The 23,948-nt window shown below is 36.5% G+C and carries 14 protein-coding genes and 4 tRNA genes; 13 read left to right on the forward strand and 5 right to left on the reverse strand.

All coding sequences use genetic code 11. The features are described from left to right. Positions 1 to 218 precede the first annotated feature (218 nt). A tRNA-Lys gene (locus tag PVV59_RS06670) sits at positions 219 to 294 on the forward strand. A 589-nt stretch (positions 295 to 883) separates the two neighbouring features. Here the strand turns inward: PVV59_RS06670 and PVV59_RS06675 are convergent. The 3 genes from PVV59_RS06675 to secD all read right to left on the reverse strand — a co-directional run bounded on the left by PVV59_RS06675 (position 884) and on the right by secD (position 6,221). Continuing rightward, the gene (locus PVV59_RS06675; RefSeq protein WP_273755384.1) at positions 884 to 1,837 is read right to left on the reverse strand and encodes a YbhN family protein; all 954 of its coding nucleotides are present in this window, start codon (positions 1,835 to 1,837) and stop codon (positions 884 to 886) included. A gap of 27 nt (positions 1,838 to 1,864) precedes the next feature. Continuing rightward, positions 1,865 to 3,610, reverse strand: coding sequence for a YbaL family putative K(+) efflux transporter (gene ybaL / locus PVV59_RS06680; protein WP_273755385.1), 1,746 nt, complete (start codon positions 3,608 to 3,610; stop codon positions 1,865 to 1,867). A gap of 97 nt (positions 3,611 to 3,707) precedes the next feature. Next, a complete protein-coding gene (gene secD / locus PVV59_RS06685; RefSeq protein WP_273755386.1) occupies positions 3,708 to 6,221 on the reverse strand; it encodes a protein translocase subunit SecD in 2,514 nt (837 codons plus the stop codon). 636 nt (positions 6,222 to 6,857) lie between these two features. On the opposite strand from secD, the gene PVV59_RS06695 reads away from it, so the two are divergent. The 3 genes from PVV59_RS06695 to PVV59_RS06705 all read left to right on the forward strand — a co-directional run bounded on the left by PVV59_RS06695 (position 6,858) and on the right by PVV59_RS06705 (position 11,013). Further along, positions 6,858 to 9,221 carry a mechanosensitive ion channel domain-containing protein gene (locus tag PVV59_RS06695; protein WP_273755388.1) on the forward strand — a complete coding sequence of 788 codons (2,364 nt, stop codon included), beginning with the start codon at positions 6,858 to 6,860 and terminating at the stop codon, positions 9,219 to 9,221. Then, a complete protein-coding gene (locus PVV59_RS06700; protein WP_273755389.1) occupies positions 9,215 to 9,487 on the forward strand; it encodes a hypothetical protein in 273 nt (90 codons plus the stop codon). The genes PVV59_RS06695 and PVV59_RS06700 overlap by 7 nt, the downstream gene beginning before the upstream one ends. A 590-nt stretch (positions 9,488 to 10,077) precedes the next feature. Continuing rightward, positions 10,078 to 11,013 carry an outer membrane protein gene (locus PVV59_RS06705; RefSeq protein ID WP_273755390.1) on the forward strand — a complete coding sequence of 312 codons (936 nt, stop codon included), beginning with the start codon at positions 10,078 to 10,080 and terminating at the stop codon, positions 11,011 to 11,013. Positions 11,014 to 11,377: 364 nt separating this feature from the next. On the opposite strand, the gene PVV59_RS06710 is transcribed toward PVV59_RS06705, so the two are convergent. Continuing rightward, positions 11,378 to 11,463 (reverse strand) — tRNA-Leu (locus tag PVV59_RS06710). 147 nt (positions 11,464 to 11,610) lie between these two features. Between PVV59_RS06710 and ilvA the strand changes: the two genes are divergently transcribed. The 3 genes from ilvA to PVV59_RS06725 all read left to right on the forward strand — a co-directional run bounded on the left by ilvA (position 11,611) and on the right by PVV59_RS06725 (position 15,121). After that, positions 11,611 to 12,888: a threonine ammonia-lyase IlvA gene (gene ilvA / locus PVV59_RS06715; RefSeq protein WP_273755391.1), complete on the forward strand. Its 1,278-nt coding sequence runs from the start codon at positions 11,611 to 11,613 to the stop codon at positions 12,886 to 12,888. Between the two features lie 35 nt (positions 12,889 to 12,923). After that, positions 12,924 to 13,454, forward strand: a complete 531-nt coding sequence (locus PVV59_RS06720; protein ID WP_273755392.1) for a hypothetical protein — start codon at positions 12,924 to 12,926, stop codon at positions 13,452 to 13,454. A gap of 284 nt (positions 13,455 to 13,738) precedes the next feature. Continuing rightward, positions 13,739 to 15,121, forward strand: a complete 1,383-nt coding sequence (locus tag PVV59_RS06725) for a DEAD/DEAH box helicase (protein ID WP_273755393.1) — start codon at positions 13,739 to 13,741, stop codon at positions 15,119 to 15,121. 1,334 nt (positions 15,122 to 16,455) lie between these two features. On the opposite strand, the gene PVV59_RS06730 is transcribed toward PVV59_RS06725, so the two are convergent. Next, a tRNA-Asn gene (locus PVV59_RS06730) sits at positions 16,456 to 16,530 on the reverse strand. A 186-nt stretch (positions 16,531 to 16,716) separates the two neighbouring features. On the opposite strand from PVV59_RS06730, the gene PVV59_RS06735 reads away from it, so the two are divergent. The 6 genes from PVV59_RS06735 to PVV59_RS06760 all read left to right on the forward strand — a co-directional run bounded on the left by PVV59_RS06735 (position 16,717) and on the right by PVV59_RS06760 (position 23,895). Beyond that, positions 16,717 to 16,790: transfer RNA gene (locus tag PVV59_RS06735), tRNA-Cys, on the forward strand. Positions 16,791 to 17,027: 237 nt separating this feature from the next. Beyond that, a complete protein-coding gene (locus PVV59_RS06740) occupies positions 17,028 to 17,702 on the forward strand; it encodes a protein-L-isoaspartate O-methyltransferase (protein ID WP_273755394.1) in 675 nt (224 codons plus the stop codon). A 57-nt stretch (positions 17,703 to 17,759) separates the two neighbouring features. Continuing rightward, on the forward strand, positions 17,760 to 19,061 hold the full coding sequence (locus PVV59_RS06745) for a TolC family outer membrane protein (protein ID WP_273755395.1): 1,302 nt from the start codon (positions 17,760 to 17,762) through the stop codon (positions 19,059 to 19,061). Between the two features lie 247 nt (positions 19,062 to 19,308). Next, the gene (locus PVV59_RS06750; protein ID WP_273755396.1) at positions 19,309 to 19,875 is read left to right on the forward strand and encodes a DUF2497 domain-containing protein; all 567 of its coding nucleotides are present in this window, start codon (positions 19,309 to 19,311) and stop codon (positions 19,873 to 19,875) included. Positions 19,876 to 19,927: 52 nt separating this feature from the next. Further along, a complete protein-coding gene (locus PVV59_RS06755) occupies positions 19,928 to 22,651 on the forward strand; it encodes a valine--tRNA ligase (RefSeq protein WP_273755397.1) in 2,724 nt (907 codons plus the stop codon). 452 nt (positions 22,652 to 23,103) lie between these two features. Beyond that, complete coding sequence (locus tag PVV59_RS06760) at positions 23,104 to 23,895, forward strand: tetratricopeptide repeat protein (RefSeq protein ID WP_273755398.1); 792 nt, start codon at positions 23,104 to 23,106, stop codon at positions 23,893 to 23,895. The last annotated feature ends 53 nt before the right edge of the window (positions 23,896 to 23,948 follow it).

Genomic DNA, 23,948 nt, shown 5'->3' on the forward strand with positions numbered 1-23,948 from the left:
ATGCTCGATAATCCTCCAATTATAGATTCTGTATAACAATCAGAATATTTATTTATAGAGCTTATTATAATGGGTTTATTTTTGTATAAGATCAAGTGGTCAATAGCATATTTTAAACCCTACAGACAATGAGGCTGTATAAAAAACAATAAAATATCTAGACATCCCCCCTTAGGAGCGTTATAGAAACGCTCATTCTTATCTTTTGGGAAGCTTATGGGTGATTAGCTCAGTCGGTAGAGCAGCTGACTCTTAATCAGCGGGTCGTGGGTTCGATCCCCTCATCACCCACCATTTATTTTATATTATAAATAATTTATTGATTGCGTGAAATCTTTTTTAAGATATAAGGGGTTCAGTGGAATTGGGGAGAAGGAAAAAGCCTACACCACACACTTTACTCGTCCCAATATTATACCTCTTGTCCTTGAAATGGTTTAGAAGAGGTATTTTAATTCTTTCTTGTACAGTTTCACGTCACACGGTTCTTCCTGCTTATAACATGCAAAAGACATGGTTTTGATTGATTCAACGTGGCAGAGATTTGAAATGAGAGAATCTTACGGTATTCAAGGTTCTCATTCACCTTGAATAATGATAAATTATCGTTATAAATCAACATGTTGTATGTTATGGAAACGATTGTTTTCTACACGGGTAGATATTTTCAAGTTTATGGAATTTCTTTGAAGAAAAATAGATAAATATTTCTCTGTTTTTTTTAGAATAAGTCTCTTATAAAGATAAAGAAAGCGTTTCAGGTTCGAAGGTAAAAAAGATAAATAAAAACAATGATTATATTAATTTACAGATGCAACATGAATCTCGATATGATCCTATCATTTATAGGTATACACCAAAGAAGCCATTGATAGCCTTTTACTTATTTAGGAGGTATTTTGGGGGCTCTTTTCCAATATTGTTGTGCTTCAAAAATGGCGACCACAAATAACGAAATGATGAGTGGTATAATCAAATAAAGTATTCTAAAGACAATAAGTGCTGCGATAACATCGGTTGGATCTATACTCGGCATACCTGTTATGAAGAGCGCTTCAAGAACGCCTACACCTCCTGCAGGTGCATTGGAGAGAAGTGTTATCGTAAAAGATGCTAGGAAAACACCAAGAACAGAAATAAAATGAATATCTGCATTGTAGGGGAGAACAGCATATATAATTCCTGCTGCGCCTAAAAGCTCTAGAGGGCTAATAAGGAGCTGTTGAATAACAATTTTTAGCTGTGGATAGGAAAGCTGAATTTTCTTGCCCAAGCGTAAGGGCTTCAATTGAAGCCAACTCCCAAACGTATAAAGTGCTATGCAACTAAGTAAAATTGCTCCAACTGTCGTTCCTAGCCATTCAGGAAGCTCTTCATGAATGAGGGTGATAATTTCGGGTTGCAAAACCAAAACAATCCCCAACAGTAAGATTGTACCGATGACAAAAGTAAAAGAACAAAAACCTACCAATATGGCGATTTCTGTTCCATTTAACCCTTTCATTTTATAGGCCCGATAACGCACAACGGCACCAGAAAAAACTGAAGCACCAATATTATGTGAAAGAGCATAAGTTGTAAATGAACAGATGGCGATAAAAATCCAAGAAATTTTATGGCCTAGATGTTGCAAAGCGATACGATCATATCCAGCAAGAGCAGCATAAGCAAGCAGAGAACATAAACAGGCTAATAACCAGTGTTGTATATTTAAATCGCTCAAGCGTTCCAATACGTCTCCGAACGAAATGGCAGAGAGCTTTATATAAAGAATCCGAACAGATATCAGCATTGCTAAGATACCAATTAAGGGCCATATAAATTGCTTTATTTTCACGCTTCTTTATCCATGTTATGTTTTCTATCAATTTTCATGATTATGCATATTCTTCACAGACCTTTGTTCTGTTGTTATATGCTCTATAATGCCATTGGCAATTTCTTCATCATCCGTTACTACAACATCAGCCCCTAAATCAATGAGATAAGCTGTTTCTGTGTCAGATAATGCATGTGTGATTATCTGGATATCCTTCTGCATATCACGTATATTCACGATACATTCTCCGACTTCAATGGTACTTCGCATTGTAATAACAACTTTATGTGCATGATTTATATTGGCTGCGTTCATTACTTCTTGTTGAATAATATTGCCACAAATAACCTCAAAGCCATCGGCAATTGCTTTATCAGCGAGGCGTTTTGATTCTTCCACAATTACTATGGGTTGATCTCTATTTATTAAAGATAATGCAATACATTGACCAATACGACTATAGCCAATAATGACGATATGGTCGTTTTTTAAGGTCATTATTGGTAAAAAATCTTGGTCAGGATCTTGAGGATCAATATCAATAATTGTTTGGGTATTTTGTGAAGAGACAGAAATTTTTTCTAGACGTTTTTTTATTTTGTTACAGGCAATGAAAACGAGAGGATTGAGCAAAATAGAAAAAATTGCTCCTCCAAGAATTAAATCATGGGCATCATTGTTTAAAAGTCCTAAGCTTAGACTTAAACCAGCAAGGATAAAGGAAAATTCTCCGATTTGGGCAAGGCTTGCAGCAATCGTTAAAGCCGTTGCGTTTGAATAGCGAAAAGCTTTAACGATGAAAAAAGCGACAGCAGATTTTCCAATGACGATAATGAATAAGGTTGCTAAGAGAGGAAAAAAATGAGTTAAGAGCTTTGCTGGATCAAATAGCATGCCTACAGAAACAAAAAAGAGAACAGAAAAGGCATCGCGCAGGGGTAAAGATTCTTCGGCAGCATGGTGACTTAATTCTGATTCGCTCATAACCATGCCGGCAAAAAAAGCACCAAGAGAAAGAGAAACACCAAATAAATGAGCGGCTCCAAATGCTACACCTAGGGCAATAGCAAAGACGCTGAGACGGAATAATTCGCGTGATCCCGATTGTGCGCTCATTTTTAAAAGCCATGGTATAACACGCCGCCCAATGATAAGCATCAATGCGATAAATATAATGACTTTCAGGATGGTGAAACCAAAAACACCCCAAATACTTAAATCCAACCATCGAATAAGAGGATCCAATGCTTCTTTGTTTGTATGGTTGAGGGTGCTTGCCAAGGAGGGAATGAGGACAAGTATAAGGACCATTGCTAAATCTTCAATAATCAACCATCCAATAGCAATGCGGCCTTTTTCTGTTTCAATAAGATGACGCTCTTGTAAAGCACGTAACAGGATAACAGTACTTGCTATGGATAAAGCAAGTCCGAAGATCAAGCTCCCGCTAAAGCCCCAACCCATAATCAAACCAAAGCATAAGCCTAGAAAAGTAGAAAATGCCATTTGGGCAATAGCAGCGGGGACAGCAATGGCTTTGACAGATAAAAGGTCTTTTAAGGAAAAATGTAGCCCAACACCAAACATGAGTAAAATAATACCAATTTCAGCAAGTTGATTGATAATAACGGAATCTATTTTAAATCCGCCTGTATTGGGACCCACAATAACACCAGCTAACAAATAGCCCACAAGGGGTGAAATCCGCAAACGGCTAGCAATCATTCCCAAAAGAAATGCTAAACATAAACCGGCAACAATGGTTGTGATAAGTGGTGTATCGTGGAGCATGAATTATTTACTATTCTTGATCAAAAAGCGAATGAATGAAAATACCTCTTTCTTCGAGAAGTGAGGAATGATGTATCATATGCATCAAAGGACATTTTCATTTCTCCTTAGTGTTTACACGATTATTTCGTTCACGCCACCAATTTCCTAGCAGGAGTAAAATAGGAGCAGCAATAAAGATAGAAGATGATGTTGCAATAATAACCCCAAAAACCATAGGCAATGCAAAATTATGAACGGCACTTCCACCCCATATCGCCATAGGAAGCATAGCAAGAATTGTTGTGGCTGATGTAAAAAAGCAACGGATAAGAACTTGATTAATTGACAGATCAATCAGTTCGCGTAACGGCATTTTTTTATAAAGGCGTATATTTTCGCGCATGCGATCATAAACAACAACCTTATCATTTATAGAATAACCAACAATCGTTAGCAGAGCGGCGATGGCTGTTAAATTGAAATCAAATTGGAATAAAGCAAAAAAACCAATCATTTTGGTAGTATCTAAAATAAGCGTTATAATTGCACCAAGTGCAAAGAACCATTCAAAGCGTAACCATATATAAAGAGTCATGGCAATCGCTGCGAGAATAACAGCAGTAAAAGCAGCTGTAGCAAGTTCACCTGAAATTTTAGGGCCAACAACTTCTATTTGATCAAATGTGGTATCAGGATAGATATTTTGTACAGCCGTTTTAACCTTATCAATAGCGATGGTTTGTTGGGCTTCGCTCCCATTTTGTTTCTGCATGCGAATGAGTACGGTATTTTCGTTATCGATATTTTGCAGAGTAATTTCACCAATATTAAGGGTAGAAAGCTTGGAACGCAGGGTTGCTAGGTCTGCTGGTACTTTCGTGGTAATACTCATTTGGCTACCGCCAATAAAATCAATTCCGAAATTCAAGCCAGGTTTAAAAAACAAAAAAACTGAAGCTATTGATAAAATAATTGAGACGCCAATTCCAATAAATCTCGCTTTCATAAAATGGAAAGTTGTATTTTGGGGGAGAATGTTGAAAGCAGAATAAATATGCAATTTTTTAATTTTCCATTTACGAACAATCCAAATCATCATGATACGTACAATGGTTATATTTGTGAACATGGAGATGATAATACCAAGCAACATGGTTACGGCAAAACCACGAACGGGACCGGTACCAAACCAAAAGAGTAAAACAGTCGCTATAATTGCCGTGACATTCGCATCAACAATGGTTGCAAAAGCCTGTTTAAAACCACGATCTAGGGCTGCAAAAGCACTCACACCTTTTCGACTTTCTTCACGGATACGTTCATTGATGAGAATATTCGCATCAACGGCAATACCGATGCCTAAGATAATACCAGCAATACCAGGCAGGGTTAGTGTTGCACCGAGGAGACTGAGGGCTGCAAATGTTAAAATCGTGTGGAGTGCTAGGGCTATATTGGCAATGAGCCCCCAAATTCGGTAGAGGAGAAAAATAAAAAATGTAACAAGCATAAAGCCAATTATGCCGGTGTAAAGCCCCATTTGTATGGCGTCAGCACCAAGATTGGGACCTACAGTTCTCTCTTCAATTACGGTGAGGGGGACAGGCAGGGAACCAGCGCGGAGCAAAGCAGCCAGAGTTGAGGCTTCTTTTGGATCAAAGTTTCCTGTAATTTGCCCTTGTCCGTTAGGGATGACACTATTGATGGTAGGAGCGGTCAAAACTTTGTTATCAAGAACGATAGCAAAAGGACGATTAATATTTTGTCGTGTTATATCGGCAAATATTTTTGCACCAGCAGAATCTAGTGTAAATGAAATAATAGAACGTCCTGGTATTTGCGGGTCAAAACCAGCGCGGGCATCTTTAAGAACATTTCCATCTAAGGCAATTTGATCATAAATTGCATAATGTTGTGTTTCATCAGTATATCCAGGAAGAATGGAAACACCTATAGGGGGATTATTGAGATCCACATTAGAGGGAACAAGGTGAAAACTCATCTTAGCGGTCGTGCCTAAAAGATCTCGCAGTTGTTTTGGATCTTGTAAGCCGGGCAATTGGACCATAATACGATCATTTCCAACCTTTTGGATCGCTGGTTCTGAAACACCAACTTGATCGATACGGCGACGGATGATTTCTAAACTTTGTTCAATGGCGTTGCTTACACGATCTTTTATACCGGCTTCCGTTAACGTGACACGGAGTATTTCATTTTGAGCACTAATGGTGATGTTATGTTCTGTTGTCCCAAAACTACTGTGTATGGGGGTTATTAATGTTTTTAAGGCTGAGAGAGCTTTTTCAGTTTGTGATGCATCAGAAATAAGGGCAACAACGCTATCTTCGATGATACGAACACTTGAGGTACGGATTTGTTTTTCACGCAACGCATTGCGCACATTGCTTAAAACGGTGTGTAATTGATCACGTTTTAATGTTTTGCTATCAACCTCGAGCAGGAGAGAAGAGCCTCCTTGAAGATCAAGACCAAGAGCTACACGGGTGTCAGGTAAGAATTTTGAACTTTTAACCTGTTCTTGCGAAAATAAATTAGGCAAGGCAACATAAATGCTGCTTAAAAGAATCAAACAATAAAAAGTGGTTAACCAACTAGGTGTACGCATGATATATTCCGCTAATAGGCAATCTAATAGTTATAAAAATGGAAGACAAAAAACGATATCAGAAGATCGTTGCATAATTCAAGCAAAAGGGGGGAGCACGTTTATTGGCAAAATATTGCATTTGAATATGCCTAAATTGTCTACAAAAAATTATGCTCGTTATTAAAAAGAGATTCAATGCTAGAATATTCTGAATAATATTTATAGGTAGAATGGAATTTCTATAAAGTGTTACAAACTTTTTGTTTTCGGTTGTTGTAACATTCAAGTGAATACATTCGTTTTGTGGATCAAGTGTGTTCGTTCTCACTATGTTATTTGCTTGGGATTGCTTGCTTAAACAAACTAGCTTTTCTAGGTTGCTCGTCAATAATACGCTAAAGCTGGACAGGAGCAGCCAGGTCGTAAAAGAGAGAAAATTTTCTTTTTTGCAATAAAAGTGCAAAAAGAGCATGTTAGAATGCCTCCGTTATCTTCTTAAGCTTCATAAGCCTATCGTTATCCTTTTTCTTTATTATCAGTATTATGGGAGAAGGAAAAGCTTTTATAAGCTTATTCTATAAAAGTTGAAAATATTTATTCTATGCCATATTTTTAGGAGGGGTATAGATTCCTCTTTATACATCTAAGGCAGACATGTATTCATTTTTTAGAAAAAAATTACGCGTCCTTTTCTTTATTTTTGGATTCATTGTTGCATTCAGTTGTTGTGCAGGGGGGAGCTTTGAATCGCAAAATGCGATCATTGGACAAGGAGATACTTCTTATTCCATTGATGAAATTATTCAACAACAACAGCATCTTATTAAGACTCTTGAACAAAATACAGAAACTTTACAAAAAGAATTTGAAAATAAATTAGAGGATGAACGGGCTTTGGTGGAGCTGCGGTTACGCGCACAAGATATCAGTAAACGTGCCCTAGAAGCAGCCTTTGTTTTGCGTGCTCCTCTTAATGATATTAATGCACTTCTTGATCAATTGGAGGAGCTTCATGATGATTTGAAAAAAACAGTGGATGAGCGCTCTCAATTGATGGAGAAAAAAGCTGAAATTAATAGTATAGTTCTTCGATTTGAAGCAATCTTTTTGGCTACAAATAGAATAGTTGAACTTGCTATTTCTCAATCTCGAGAGCTTTTTAAACGCACACTTACACATAGGCTTGAGTTTTCAATGCCTATGGTCAAACATCTTGCCCAAAAAACCAAAGAGGCTGCATCTGATTTTCTTTTGTTGTTGAGTTCATGGTGGAATTTTGTATTTTATTTCAAATTGTTAGATCTGTTTCTTTGTTTTTTGATTCCACTTTTTATTGCTTTAGGGCTTTTTTATTTTTCTCGCAAAATTCTGGCGCATGTGCGCTGTCATTTGATGAAGAGTAATGAAGAAATATCTTATTTACAACGCTTATTGGTTGCTTTTATTTCAGTTCTTCTTCCTTCACTTATATGTGTTGTTTGTGTCTATCTTATATTATTTTTGTTCGATAGTTTTGGTTTGGATCCAGGAAAACTCACAACGGTATTTGAGACGATAGGATATCAAATCGTATTCGTTTTTTTAATCAATCGCTTAGCAGTTGTTCTTTTAGAATCGAATAAGATCCGCGCGAATCTTTTCAATATTATACCGTCTGCAGCATATCAACTGGTGGTTTTAGTTACTTTTTTAGGTGGAGTTTTGGCATTTGATGCTGTTTTCGATAGTATTTATCAAATTATTTCCGCCTCTCTTTCTTTGACGATTGCGAAAAGTTTTATTACTGTTTTTCTTGTCGCGATATTGCTGTTTATTATCTCATTTATACCTTTACGCATTAGACGTGGGATCGCTCAAGGGAAAGAAGAGCCACGTTTTTGGCCATTTTATATACGTATTCCTCTCATTGTGTTGGGAATATTGCTGATTGTCATGAATTGTTTGGGTTATGTTGGCCTAGCACGTTTTATTGTGCAGCAGATCATAATTGGTGGAGCGTTTTTAGTTCTCATGTATTTGGGAATACAAAGTGCTCAAGCACTTGGAACTAAAGGACAATTTATGAAAACAAGCCTTGGTCATACTCTGATGCACCGGCTGCATTTAGATGAGAAAACAATGAATCAATTGGGGGGAATTTTGAGTATTTTTCTCAGTTTGGTCGTCGTTGTATTTTGTGCAATGCCAATTGCTGTACAATTCGGATTTTCATATTCTGATTTAAATGCGGTGTTGTGGCAGTTAATGACCGGCTTTCAAATTGGAAATGTATTCATTTCTTTAACTTCTCTTGTAACTGGAATTGTTGCTTTCTTTATTTGTTGGTTTCTCATCCGACAAATTATCGGTTGGTTAGATGGAACTGTATTAGAGCATGGGGAATTTGATTCTGGAGTTCGTAATTCTATCAAAACAGTCATCGGTTATAGTGGTATTGTCGTGTCGGCTTTGATAGGAATATCAATGGCCGGTTTTGATCTTAAAAATTTTGCGCTTATTGCTGGTGGGCTATCGCTTGGTATTGGGTTTGGATTGCAAAATATTGTGCAAAATTTTGTATCTGGACTTATTATTCTGATCGGAAGACCATTTAAAATCGGAGATTATGTGGAATCTGGATCTGTGGGTGGTATTGTTAAACGTATCAGTGTGCGCGCGACGGAACTTGAAACATTGCAGCGTAAAACGATTATTATTCCTAATTCAAGTTTGATTAATAACAATGTTAGTAATTGGACTAGGCAGAGTAAAATGGGGCGAATTGATATTCCCGTTGCTGTTTCTGCCAATATTGCTCCAGAGCGTGTTGTTGAAATTTTGCTAGAGATTGCTTCTACAACAGAAGGAGTTTTAAAAAACCCAGCTCCACAGGTGAGTTTTACTGCATTTGATAGTAAAAAATTTTCATTTAATTTAGCTATTTATGTTCCTAATATTACTTCACCAACTAAAGTCACAAATGTTCTTCGCTTTGTATTATATAAGCGTTTTGTTGAGGAAGGAATCCTAGAATGCTAAAATATATTCATGTTTTTATAGCAGCTGTGCTATGGGATAGTTTTGCCATGACAACTTTTGCAGCAACGGTGAAAAATACTGATGCAAAAGTGCAATCTCTTATCATTGTTGAAGGGAGTATACCTTTAAATATATCGTTGAGTTCTCAGCAAACAGTTACAATTTGTATGAAAGGATGCTTTATCACTTTTCCTAATAAAGACCGTTTTGTAATAAAGGCAGATGATAATATAGAAATTAGTAGGGGAAGGGCAATTTTTAAATAAAAAGATTAAAAACTTTTTTGGAGACAAGTTTTAGAAGGATAATAAACTTGCATATGCTCACCATCTTACCTTTTGAAAAGTGATAGAAAAAGGCGATGATTTTGTGTAAGATAGGTGTTATTTAATAATTATATAGATAATCTATAGTATTTATTATAAATATAAAATATTGATTTATATTTATAATAGTTTTTAAATATTTATTTTATAAAAATTATTACATCATTTTAAGCAATTTTAATAATTTATCTCATTAAAGAAGATATCAAAATATTCTTTTTGTGTTTTTTAGTGAGATATTTTTAATGCAAAATGTTTTATGTTTTTTATTTTAAAATATATAATAGATTTTTTTATTAAATATTTGTTATATTAATTATTTAAATATAATATATTTAATAATATATTTAAATTTATTAAAATTTATTTGCTAAACTTAAATTTTGATGTAATGATGTATTTATATGGTTATTATTTTAAATGTAACTATAAAGGAGTACATGTGATTTTTTGGTATAAATTTTATAAAACTTTGTTTTTCTAAATGTAAATTTTGATTATATTTAAATTTAGCAATGGGGTATAATTTTATGAATACAAAATTTCTAACAGCATCTGTTTTTTCTTTTATTTCACCTTCTATAGTACAGTCTGCCGATGTGGTGGCGCGAGAAGAGCCTGTACATCCAGTACATGTTGCTTCAGAAATTGTTTCTTCGTCACCTTTTTCTTGGGCAGGTTTTTATTTCGGAGGTCAAATTGGTGGCTTTTCAAGTAAAGCTTCTGCAACAACGCGTGATGTTAATATTCCACTCTATCCGGATGAGGAGAGTAAAAGTAAGCCATGGGTCCCCGTTGAAAAACAGTATATGCCTGACCTTTCTGGGTTTGTAGGTGGTTTATATGCAGGTATTAATTTTGATGTTGGTAATAATTTGGTTGTTGGACTTGATACGGATATCATTTTAACGGAAAAAAAGGATACAAAAACGAAATTTCAAGCTGATAAATCAGGTGCTGGTGGATCGGGTACTGAAGGAACTGAGTCTAGTGGATCGGGTACTGATACTGAAGGTACAGAAGATGGAAAAGAAAAAAAGGCTAAATTTTCCAGTGGAACGGGGAGAGGTTTTCTTCGATCTGATCCAGAGGATAAAGAAGAGAAAAATAGTTTAACTTTTAATCATACTTTAAAACAAAAATGGACGGGTGCTACACGGGTACGTTTTGGGTTTTCTGCTGGTCGGGTAATGCCTTATATTGCTGGTGGTGTCGCTTATGGACAGTTTGAAGATATTTTATCGACAGTTATTACAGGAGAGAACCCCTTCAGTAAGACACATGATGCTACAAAAACGATGATGGGTTATACGCTTGGTGGTGGTATTGATTTTGCGATGACAGATAATCTTGTTGTACGTGCAGAATATCGTTACTCGGATTTTGGTAAAAAGAAATTTAAAGATGAGATTGAAGTTAAGTATAAGACGAATGACTTTCGTGCAGGAATAGCTTATAAATTCTAGTTTTTGTGGAAATCAAGAAGCTCCAGTCAAGAGGTCCTATCTTTAAATAGGACCTTTATCTTTTGAAATTTTATGCATAGTAAATGCTATTTCATGATAAAGAAATAGATCTCTTTGGTTTTGAGTAATGAGGAGAGGGGGTAAAGAAGTGTTACTCAGATTCTTAATTATTAAGAATTAAATTTCTTTAATTCATAAAGTATGGCCTGAATATTTATTTGCAGAGAAGGGGAGATTCTCTTTTCGCATTATTACAGTTTCATTTTATATCCTTATGATGAGGTTTCAAAAGGTGGTTTAGAAAACCTTTTAATTTTTTTATTTTCAATAACTTACTGAAAAATAAAGGAAAATCTAAATGTTCTGGTGCGGACGGCGGGACTTGAACCCGCAAGGTCTTCGACCGGCAGATTTTAAGTCTGCTATGTTTACCGTTTTCATCACGTCCGCAATGAGAGTTCTCTCATAAGCTATATCTTTTATTGAATCAAGAATTAATAACAAAAGAAAAAGAATTCATTTTTTTCGTGAAATTTTGACTGACAATGGTTTTCTTTATCGCTAGAAAAAGCCTGTATAATATAAACAAAGCATGAAATGATCACTGTTATGAGTAAATTTATTCAAGACGTTACAAAAGCTATGGCGGGATTGCATCACGTGTTTGCTGAAACTCCTCTTCAAAGAAATGATTTTCTAAGCCAAAAATATGATGCAGAAATTTATTTGAAGCGTGAAGATTTAACACCAGTACGGTCTTATAAGATTCGTGGTGCTTTCAATTTTGTTTCAGAAATGCTGAGCAGTATATCTTCAGATTCGGCATTTGTGTGTGCTTCAGCAGGGAATCACGCACAAGGGGTTTCTTTTGTTTGTCGTTATTTTAAACGTAAAGGTGTGATTTTTATGCCCATGACAACGCCACAACAAAAAATTGAGAAGACACGTATTTTTGGTGAAGAGTTTATTGATATTCGTTTGGTTGGTGAAACATTTGATCAATGTTATGAAGCTGCGCAATCTTTTGTGGTGGAGAACGGTGGTGTGATGGCTCCTCCGTTTGATGATATTCGCATTATTACGGGGCAAGCGACAGTGCTCTGCGAAGCTGCTTTGCAATGGAAAAAACTCAATGGAGAAAGTGAGCCGGATTTAATGATTGTGCCGGTAGGGGGAGGTGGTTTGGCAAGTGGGGTGAGCAAGTTTTTAGGGGAATATGGTTGGAACACAAAGCTTCGTTTTGTTGAGCCCCAAAGAGCTGCAAGCTTACTTGCTTGCCTGGAGAGTGGAAAACGGGTTAAACTTGACAATATTGATACTTTTGTAGATGGGGCTGCGGTGGCTGAAATTGGTGCGCTAAACTATACCATTTTAAAGCAATTTTCTCCTGATTGTGTCATTACAGTTCCTGAAAATCGTGTTTGTTCTACGATGGTTGAAATGCTTAATGTAGAAGGTGTGGTTCTTGAACCGGCTGGTGCTTTATCGATTGATGCGCTTAACAGTATTTCACCTCAAGAGTTAAAGGGTAAAAAAATTCTACTCGTTATTTCAGGAGGTAATTTTGATTTTGAGCGTTTGCCAGAGATTAAAGAACGTTCTTTACGTTTCCAAGGCTTGAGAAAATATTTTATTTTTAGTTTTCCACAGCATCCTGGTGCATTACGTCATTTTCTATCCACATTATCACCCGATGATGATATTGTGCGTTTTGAATATTTTAAAAAGTCAGCGAGAAACTTTGGCTCTGTATTGGTTGCAATTGAAACAAAAAAATACGATAATTTTCGTCTCTTAGAGGAAAAATTTCAAGCGTTAGGTTGGCGCTATCGTGATATTACAGATGATCAAACATTATTTGATTTTGTTATTTAAAAAATTGAAATTTTACTAAAACAAGAAGTGTAAAAATGAAGTCTGTTTTTTATTTTGTGCTGAGTCTATTTTTCTTTTTGATTGTTAATCAACAAAGTTTAGCATCTCAGCCAACAGCACTACAGAAAACTGAACTATTCAAAATAGTTGTTGATGTCAATAATGCTATAAAAAGTGAGGACTTCTCGCTTATATCTCATTATATGCCTGAGCGGCTTTATAAAGAGATGGCACGTCGATTGAATACAACAGAGGATGCTTTACGTGATAATTTTCTTCAACAGTTGCATAAGCAATTTGAGAATTTTCCTTCTGGTGCTTATTGTTTAGATAAAGAAAATATTGAGTATCTTCAAACAGATAACGGCACTTTATATGCTTTAATTCCAACGATTCTGGAGATGAAAGATCGCATTATTCAATATAAAACTTTGGCGATTTTTGATAAAACACAATGGTATTTAATTTATGGCGGTCAAAAAACTTTACAAAATCCAGTTTTTCTCGAGATTTATCCTGATTTTATCAAGGTGCATTTACCGATGGAGACAATCATTAAGAAATGAATGATTTTAATATTTTGGGGGCGCGATAAATGTATTTCGTAAAGTTCTTGCTTTTTTTCATAATCCAAGGATAATAAGAATAAAGGTATCTAAGCTGGTTTGTTAGCTTTTTTAAGTTAAGTTATATGCTTTTACCTTGATTTTAAGGTACTCATGAGTTGCGCAGGTCGCTTTTCAAGTGTTGCTTCGTTTAAAATGTCAAGAATTTCTCTTGCGCGGATTCTTGAGTGGAGAGTTCAGCTGATTGCTTCGCAAAAGTTGTTCAGCTGAGGAAAGATTTTATTTTGTCTATAAAAAAAGAAGATGTTTTTAAAAAGTTAGGTTTGCCTACTCTTTTGATTAAAAATTTACGCATTTCAGGGATGAGTCAACCTAAGCCTATACAGGAACAAGCTATTCCAATGATGTTGAAAGGAAACGATATTTTAGGGATTGCACAGACAGGTTCTGGAAAAACTTTGGCATTTGCTTTACCTATCTTAAGTCGAATTTTAACTTTGGGTGATAAACGCTCTCCTAAAACTGCACGCGCTTTGATTTTAGCACCAACGCGTGAACTTGCTGTTCAGATTGATGAAGCAATTCGTACTGTGGCGAGAGGGACACATCTTTCGACGTGTCTTATTTTTGGGGGGGTACCACGTTTAAAACAAATTAAGCGTATGGAAGCAGGTGTGGATGTTTTGATTGCAACTCCAGGGCGTTTGAGAGATCTTGTGCGTGAAAAATGTATTGATCTTTCTCACTCTTGTTTTTTGATTTTGGATGAAGCAGATCGTATGTTGGATATGGGATTTATTCATGATGTTAAGCAAATTGCAAAGCTTTTGCATCAAGAACGTCAGACAGCACTTTTTTCTGCAACAATGCCAAAAGAAATTATTGCTCTTGCAAAGTCTTTACTCAATGATCCGGTGAAGATTGAAGTTGCCCCTCAAGGCACAACAGCTGTAGAGATTACCCAGAAATTATATTGTGTTCCTACGCATGAAAAAAAGAATGTTTTAAGTAAAATTTTGACAAATCCAGCTTTTAATTCGGTTATTGTTTTTACTCGAACAAAACATGGGGCTGATACTGTTACACGTCATTTAGCAAAGATAGGCTATTTAGTTGCAACAATTCATGGGAATAAATCACAAGGTGCTCGCCAATCTGCCTTAAAAGCATTTCGTGAAAGAGATGTACGGATTCTTGTTGCAACAGATATTGCTGCACGCGGTATTGATGTACCAGGAGTAAGCCACGTGATTAATTATGATTTACCAGATGAAGCTGAGAATTATGTACATCGCATCGGCCGTACTGGGCGCAACGGTGCATCTGGTGAGGCACTTACACTTTTTGATGAAAAGATAGAAAGGACTCGGTTGCGCGCTGTAGAGAACTTGATTCGCATGAAATTAGTTCCTGAATCTGTTCCAGAACAATTTGCAGCATTTCCAGAAAAGCCGATTCTTCCAAAAAGTGAAGAGAAAGAAAACAATAAAGAACGCCGTTTAAAAAAATCTAAATGTCAGAAGCAGTTTTTAAATCGAAAAGATGATGCTGCACAGTTACAGCGGAAGAATTCTTCATCTTCAAATGAGAGGCGTAAAAAAGAAAAAGTGGCTGTAAAGCTTGCAAGGGCTTTTCGTTTTCGCAAGTCAGTCAAGAAAGCGGCTTAAATAAAATCTTGAAAAGAGATTATGCCTTAAAGGTTTTCATTTCTAAAAAATGAAAACCTTTGAACGTTTGGACTGATTTAAAGATCTTTTGAAAAAAAACATTGCACAAGAAATTACTTATTTGCTTTATTTCAATTTTTTAAAATAGGGATAAAGATGCATTTTATTTATATAAAAGATCTGTTTTATCTTTCATGATAACTTTTAATTTAAAAGTTTAATTATATCATGACAAATTATTGTTTTATATATTAAATAATCTATCTCTATCGTAAAATTTTCTCATTTCGAATCTGTTTATATTGATCTCTTAAAACTATTTGTTTGCATATTAAAAATGAGATTTTCGTGTGGATAAACATTTAAGTAATCAATAAAATATCTCTTGTAACCTTTTGTAAAGGAAAGGAATATTTCTAACATCGAGCGTGAGAAAATAGTATGATGGTATGGCTTTTATTGTAGATCAAAGATGACGCTCATCAATGTTTTTTATTTTATACTATTTACGAGGGCTATTGTGAAACGGCTTTAGGGGATTTAAGGGGTGTCTCTTTAAATATGGTGTAGATGCATAATATAATGGAAATAATGAAGAAAGCGCCTATGATTTGTTAAAGATTTTCATAGGATTCTTACCAACTTAGATTGATATACTATTTGTGCTGTAAAACACTCTTTTTAGGGGCATTATATAAAGCTCATAACATTTTACATACTTCAGTGTTTTTATGACGATGTGATGAGTATTCAAGGCAAGGCTATTTGTAGGTTTTATGAAGTGATGAGAAAAAGCAATCCGCTAGATAAGAAGCTCGATTTTTACAAACTTTTTGGTTGGGAGTTCCTGCTTTCAGGGAGATCGGTATGGGGTGTATGGCTATAATATAGATGATTTTGATTGTTATTCTTCCGTTTTTTTTAATGATTGCTTCAAGAGCATTTTTTGAGATTTATTGCTTTATTGAAGTAAAAATTATTTTGGGGCTGGAAAACAAAGCTTATACGAAACTTTTTTCGTTATTGATGGCGTTTAATAATTTCCTCTCATGAAATAAATCGTAATTTATAACGTACCAATAATTACAGTGTTTTCTGATAAAGGTGTGCGGTAGGGTAGTTTGAAAAAACAATTATCTTGAAATTAACCCATAAGAAAAAATTTGTGCAATAACTTTTTTAATGGATCAATCATTCATTGTAAGAAACACATCCTCTCGGATATTGTATTTCTATCTTATTGCAAAAATCTTATTCCCTTACACTTATTCGGGCATCCCTAACTTTAAAAAATATTACCAAAAGCAATAAGTTATATGAAGAAAAGAATTAAATGGCTCCCCGGGCCGGATTCGAACCAGCGACCAACCGGTTAACAGCCGGTTGCTCTACCGCTGAGCTACCGGGGAACGATACTCAACCATCTAGCTGAAGAGCCTATAGCAAAGCAATACTGATTTGCAAAGGATAAAATTACTTTTTTTAAAAAAAATATGATAAATTGTATAAGTAAGAGGAAAAAAGGTGATAGAAGGTTTCTACAGCTTGACGGATGCTTTGCATTCCCTTATTGAAACCTCTATATTTGTTGATGAGGCCTTGTGGCGGAATGGTTACGCAGAGGACTGCAAATCCTTGTATCCCGGTTCGATTCCGGGCGAGGCCTCCAGCCGATTTTAAATGAAACGGCTTTTAGGGGAGGCATAAGATAGAGATTATTTCCCTCTACAGTTATAAAGGCACTTTTATATAAGAATATAAAAACGCTTTTGTATAAGAAATTGTCCTGTTAGAATCGAGTTGTTGACTGTCGTATCTTTTTTTGTAACACCTACAGTGTAAGAGATCTTAGTCCTTCATTGTTACTGTTTTGTTTATTTTTTGTAGGTTAGGAGAAATAGTCGTTATGGTTGCAGATTTTGCTGAGCTTCGTCGCAAAATGGTTGACAATCAAATTCGTACAGTTGATGTAACGGATTTATCAGTTCTTGAAGCGTTTTTAACGATATCTCGTGAAGATTTTGTATCGGAAGATATGAAAGCATTAAGCTATCTTGATACCGATATTGTTTTATGTCCAGTGCGCGATGAAGCTCCTGCACGCTATTTGATGAAACCGGCATCTCTCGCAAAATTGTTACAGCTTGCTGCTGTAAAATCATCAGATGTTGTTTTAGATATTGGTGCAAATAGTGGTTATTGTGCGGCCTTGCTTTCAAAACTTGCAGGGTCTGTAATTGCGTTGGAAAGTAATCAATCTCTTTTTGAACATGCTCTTGAAGCTTTGGAACATAATCAATGTGATAATGTGGTTGTCATTCTTGGTCCATTAGAGCAGGGATATACTGTTGAGGGACCTTATGATGTGATTTTTATAGAGGGATCTGTCGATTTTATTCCACAAGGTATCTTTGATCAAATGAAAGACAGTGGACGTCTTGTTGTGGTTGAAGGGGATGGAAATGCTGCTGTAGCACGAATCTACATAAAAGAAGATGGAATCATTTCTTGCTGTCGAGCTTTTAATCTTGCCGTAAAGCCTCTTCCTTGTTTTTTAAAAACACCTGATTTTGTATTTTAGTACTTGTTCATTTTATGAATAAAAGATAGTTTGGTTATCTATTTGGGGTTTGTTATTGTGTGTATTGTGTTTAAATTAAGCAAGAAGTTTCAGGCGTGTTTTTTGTTGGTATTGAGTCTTTTACTCTCAGAGACTGTTTGTGCTGAAACATTGATGGATGCTTTTTCTAAAGCTTATAAACACAACGCTAAGTTGAATAGTGAACGGGCGGCTGTTCGTATAGCCAGTGATGATGTTGTCATCGCGCGATCAGGGTTATTACCACAAGTTGAAGGAGTTGGAAGCTATGGGCGGAGTAAGTCTTTTACAGGTCCTTATGTAACTTCTGGATCTATAGGGGTAAGATTAAACCAAAGATTATTTGACGGTTTTATCACGCAAAATATGTTTTCTTCAGCTCAAGTTAAGCTGCAGGCGCAACGTGAGTATCTTCGTAATGCTGAACAAAATACCTTTCTAGAGACTGTGACAGCTTATGCGAATGTCTATCAGGTGCGTCGTGTTGCCGATCTTCGGAGAGAAAATTTAGCAGCTCTTGAAGAGCAAGTTCGTTCCAATAAAGCAAAATTTGATGTGGGTGAGGGAGGGCGTGTTGATCTTGCTCAAGCCCAAGCTGCACGTTCCGTGGCGGTTTCAGAACTGAGTCTTGCTCGTGCTGATGTAAAAGCAGCAGAAGCAGTGTATCGACAAATTATTGGTTCTGATCCTGAAAAGCTAAAACGTCCACCCGTTGCCACAAATCTTCCCGTCAATCTTGATACGGCTTACCAAATGAGCGTTGTGATGCATCCAGCAATCCTTTATGCTCAATATTTAGTCAATGCGAGTGGTTACAATGTAAAAGCGAAAGAAGGAGCACTCCTTCCTAAAATTGATTTTTCTGCAACAGCATCTTATAATCGGATATACAGTGGTGCTGGTCAGGATGGCTTTTCTAAATCGATAGGGTTGTCGTTAAGTGTTCCGATCTTTGAAGGGGGGCGTACGTCTGCACAGATTCGCCAATCGAAGGAGCAGCTTGGACAGGCGCAGCTTCAACTCGATTTGGCCCATAGTAATACGAGACAAGCCCTTACTTCTGCTTGGTTCCAGTTGGAAGCTGCACGCGCATCTGTTATTGCTTACCGTGAAAGTGTTCGTGCTGCTGAAATTGCTCTTAAAGGTCGTGTTCAAGAAAATCACGTAGGGCAGGCAACAACATTAGATGTTTTAAATTCTCGTACTCAATTGATTAATGCTCAAATTGCGCTCGCAATGGCAGAGCGTAATGCTGTTGTAGCGAGCTATAGTGTTCAATCGTCTATTGGTAAATTAACACCGAATTATCTAGGCTTAAAAACAATTCAATATATTCGATAATGCATAAAAATAGCTCCTTTGATTTCAAATAATTTTAATTTTTAAAAAATTAGTTAATCCGTTGTTGGATATGTTGAAAAATAGAGCAGTGATATGTTCTTTTAAAATGCAGGAAGTTGTGTGTAGCGCCCTCTTTATGATAAGCATATTTGAAAATATCACGAGAGGCATGTTGATCTTATAATTCTTTTGCATACACTGAAAATATGATTCTATTTGTTGTTGCGTCTTTGAGAGGTTGTAAAGTATGGTACAGAGTTCAAGCGTGTTACGTGAGCCAAGTATGGATGAAATTTTGACATCTATTCGTGAAATAATCGAAGAAAATGCTGTTCAATCTAATCATTTTTTAAATGAAGATGTCGCAGTAAATGCTTCGGAAGATCATTCAGAAGTTGCTTCAGAAGGTATTTATGATACAACTCTATCGGTTGATGATGCTATGAAAGCTTTAGCTGATCGCATTGGTCTTTCTGCTGAAAATCAAGGCGGAGGGAGTGCACAAGAGAAAGAGGATACAGCGGTAGAAAATAATACAGTTGGTGTGGATGTGCAAAAGATGAAGCTTGCTTCTGAAGAACGGAATTCTGTTTATAAAGCAAAAGAATATGAAGATGAGATCAGAAAGCCACAATCAGAATCTGGAAGGACTGGTCGTGTAGAGTTGTCTGCGTATTGTATTTCTTCTGCAGAAAAGATTGCAAGGGATGTGTTGCGGCCGGCTATAGCAGAATGGTTGCAGTCTAAATTGCCTGTTTTGCTGGAAGATATTTTACGTGAAGAAATTGTGAAGGCGATTAAAAAGTCATCTTAATGATTTTTTGACATTATTTTTATGTTTTTCAGCGGCGTTATGGATGGATAGAATGTTAGAAAAAAACTATGATGCTGCTTCCATAGAGCAACGGGTTGCAAAGAGATGGGAGACTCGTGGAGCTTTTAAAGCGGGAGCGGGTTCTAAAAGTGGAGCAGAACCTTTTTGTGTTATGCTTCCACCGCCTAATGTTACAGGCTCACTTCATATGGGTCATGCGCTCAATACGACAATTCAAGATATAATGGTTAGATTTCAGCGGATGCGTGGCAAAAATGTATTGTGGCAGCCTGGTATGGATCATGCTGGGATTGCTACACAAATGGTTGTAGAGCGTCAGCTTGCAGAACGCCAAGAGCCAACGCGTCAAGAAATGGGAAGAGAAAAATTTATTGAGCGTATTTGGGAATGGCGTCATGAAACGGGAGGTGTTATTGCGAACCAGTTGCGCCGTCTTGGCGTTTCATGTGATTGGTCGCGTGAGCGCTTTACAATGGATGAGGGGTTGTCGCAGGCTGTTCGTGAAGTCTTTGTCACACTTTATAAGCAAGGATTGATATATAGAGATAAGCGCCTCGTCAATTGGGATCCTAAATTGTTAACGGCTATTTCGGATCTTGAAGTTGAACAAAAAGAAGTTCAAGGGCATTTGTGGCATTTTAGATATCCGCTTGAGGGTAAAGTTTTTGATCCAAATGATGCGACAACTTTTATAACAGTGGCGACAACACGACCAGAGACAATGCTTGGTGATACAGGGATTGCTGTTAATCCTGAAGATGAGCGTTATAAAAATCTTATCGGTAAAAATGCTCTTTTGCCCCTTGTTGGTCGTAGGTTATTGATTGTCGGTGATACGCATGCTGATCCTGAAGCAGGAAGTGGTGCGGTAAAAATCACACCAGCCCATGACTTTAATGACTTTGAAGTAGGACAGCGTAATGATTTACGCTTAATCAATATTTTTACTCAAAATGCCGAGATTTTTCTTTGTGAGAATGAAGCGTTTTTTGATGGTTTGGTTTTATCAGATGAACTAAAAATGTTAGTAGAAAATCTCGATAAAGCTGATCGTTTTGTTGCACGCCAGAAGATTATTTCTTTGATGGAAGAAGGAGGATATTTAGCTTCTGTTGATGATCATTCCCATATGGTTCCTCATGGAGATCGCAGTGGTGTACCTATTGAACCTTTTTTGACAGATCAATGGTATGTTCATGCTGCTGAATTAGCAAAGCCCGCGATAGAGGCTGTTCAACAAGGAAAAACGCAGTTTGTTCCCGATAACTGGAAAAAAACCTACTTCAATTGGATGCAAAATATTCAGCCTTGGTGCATTTCTCGCCAATTATGGTGGGGACATCAGATTCCTGCTTGGTATGGTCCTGATGGAACAGTTTTTGTTGAAAAAAGTGAAAAAGAGGCTTTAGATTCGGCTTTTGCTCATTATGGTGAGGTGGTTGAATTAATCCGCGATCCGGATGTTTTAGATACTTGGTTTTCATCAGCTCTTTGGCCTTTTTCAACATTAGGATGGCCCGATAAAACGACTGAATTATCGACTTTTTATCCAACATCTTTATCCGTGACAGGATTTGATATTATTTTTTTCTGGGTTGCTCGTATGATGATGATGGGACTTCACTTTATGGGTGAAGTTCCTTTCCCAACGGTTTATGTGCACGCTCTTGTCCGAGATCAAAAGGGTGCAAAGATGTCAAAATCAAAGGGAAATATTATTGATCCCTTAGAGCTTATTGATCAGTATAGCGCTGATGCCCTTCGTTTTACTTTGGCTATTATGGCAGCGCAAGGTCGTGATGTAAAACTTGATACTTCCCGTATTGCTGGTTATCGCAATTTTGCTACGAAATTGTGGAATGCTACCCGATTTGCACAGATGAATGGTGTAAAGCATGATTCTACTTTTAAGCCAGAATGTGCAAAGCTGGCACTTAATCGTTGGATTTTAACAGAACTCTCTAAAACAATTTCAGCAGTGACGACGGGTATTGAAAATTATAAGTTCAATGAGTCTGCAGCTACACTTTACCGTTTCATTTGGAATACATTCTGTGATTGGTATTTAGAGCTTCTCAAACCTATCTTTCAGAGTGAAAATGAAGAGGCTAAAAATGAGGCTCAAGCTTGTACTGCTTGGATTTTAGATGAAGTCTATAAACTTCTTCATCCCTTTATGCCTCATATGACAGAAGAGTTGTGGGCTCTTACAGAAACGCAAGAGATCAAGCGTGAAGATATGCTCGCGTTGACAAAATGGCCAGAGAAAACATTGATAGATGAGGCTGCTGCTGCTGATATTAATTGGCTTATTGATGTGGTCACGGGGATTCGGTCTGTACGTTTTGAAATGAATATCCCAGCGGCTACACGAGCACCTCTTGTCGTTGTCGAAGCAGGAGACGTGACGCGAGAGCGTGTGCAGCGTTATGATGCACTTCTTAAAAAGTTAGCGCGTATTGAAGTCATTGATTTTTCTGATAAGGTTCCGGAAGTATCGGCACAAATGATTTCGGGAGAGGCTGTTTTTTGTTTGCCATTAGGGCAGTTGGTTGATTTGGAGGCTGAACGTGTTCGTTTGAGGAAGGAGGTCCGTAAAATTGAACAAGATATTGAAAAAATATCGCTTAAATTAAATAATCCCAAATTTATAGCAAATGCAAAAGCAGAAATTGTTGAAAGCGAACAAAATAGGGTGATAGAATTACGTGCTGCGCGAAAGAAGGTATCTATTGCTTTAGAGCGGTTGGGTTGATTTTTACTTTTTTGATGGATAACTTCATAGCATTATTCGGGGATCTCATTCAATAAAAAACAGAAAATTATTATTATAAATCAATATATCATCTATGAAGAAAAGTATATAAGGTGACCAGAAGTTAGAATCTATCAAAAAAATGGATTGTTTACAGATTGGTGGGAGTGGGAAACTTTATCTTTAAGCTGGAGAGATAATTGTGAAGGGATAAGTTAATGATCATCATTATATTTTATCCATCTTGCATGTTATTTTTTGTAGTTAAATGTTACCATTCATCATGATTTCCTCCATTCTTGAAATTTTGTTCAATGCGTAGGTTATTTTATTGAACAGTTTTGATAGTTTTCATTTATTAGAATTTCTCGTATTTTTACTAAGAAGAAGCTTTTAAAGATATACAAAGAAATTTAAATAGATAGAACAATTAACATTGAGAGAGGGGGAAAATGATCAAGAGTTTTCAGATATGGAAAAAAGCTACGATTATTGTGACTTTAGGAGGATTTTTTTCGACTGTTTATGCCATAGATGTTAATAGCTTGCAGGAATTGCATGATGGTTCGTTTTATTTTTTTAAACGTGGCATGTCTGCTTATAAAAATGGGCAGATAAATCAGGCACTTTCAGCTCTATTTTGTGCCGCTAAGAGGGGCCATATTGGCGCAAATTGGAAACTTGGCTCTATCTATGCAAACGGTGATGGTATCCCTAAAGATGATTACAAAGCTTATCATTTTTTTGTATATATCGTTGAAAAAGGTGCTGATCTTGGCTCAGAGGATGAAAGTTATGTTTCTGATGCATTGGTTAAGCTTGCTGGCTATATGGAAAAAGGTATTCCTCAATCGCCTGTGAACCCTAATCCTTCTTATGCCATTCGTTTTTATATGCAGGCTGCGGTGAACTATGGAAATTCTAAAGCTCAGTATCATTTAGGAAAAATATTTTTAAAGGGAGAGGGAAGGGAGAAGAATCTTATACAAGCAGCACGGTGGTTTCAACTTTCAGCAAAAAAAGGAAATTCTGCTGCCCAAGCGATTCTTGGGAATATGTTGATTCAAGAAGGAAAAATCATTCGCGGGACGGCAATGTTAGCTGCTGCCTATGAAAAAGCGAATGTAAAAGACAGAAATTGGATTTACCCTTTGCAAGAGCAGGCTTTTACTCTTTGTAATGAATTTGAAAGACGTACAGCAATTTCATTGGTTGCGGATATTTTAAAAAATAAGAACTTTTGACTATCTGCTTGTAATATTCTTTACATCCTCTCATCTGCTATTAAACTTTGTTA

Origin of the sequence: Bartonella sp. MM73XJBT.G (assembly GCF_028618435.1) — a bacterium.
Classification (GTDB): domain Bacteria; phylum Pseudomonadota; class Alphaproteobacteria; order Rhizobiales; family Rhizobiaceae; genus Bartonella.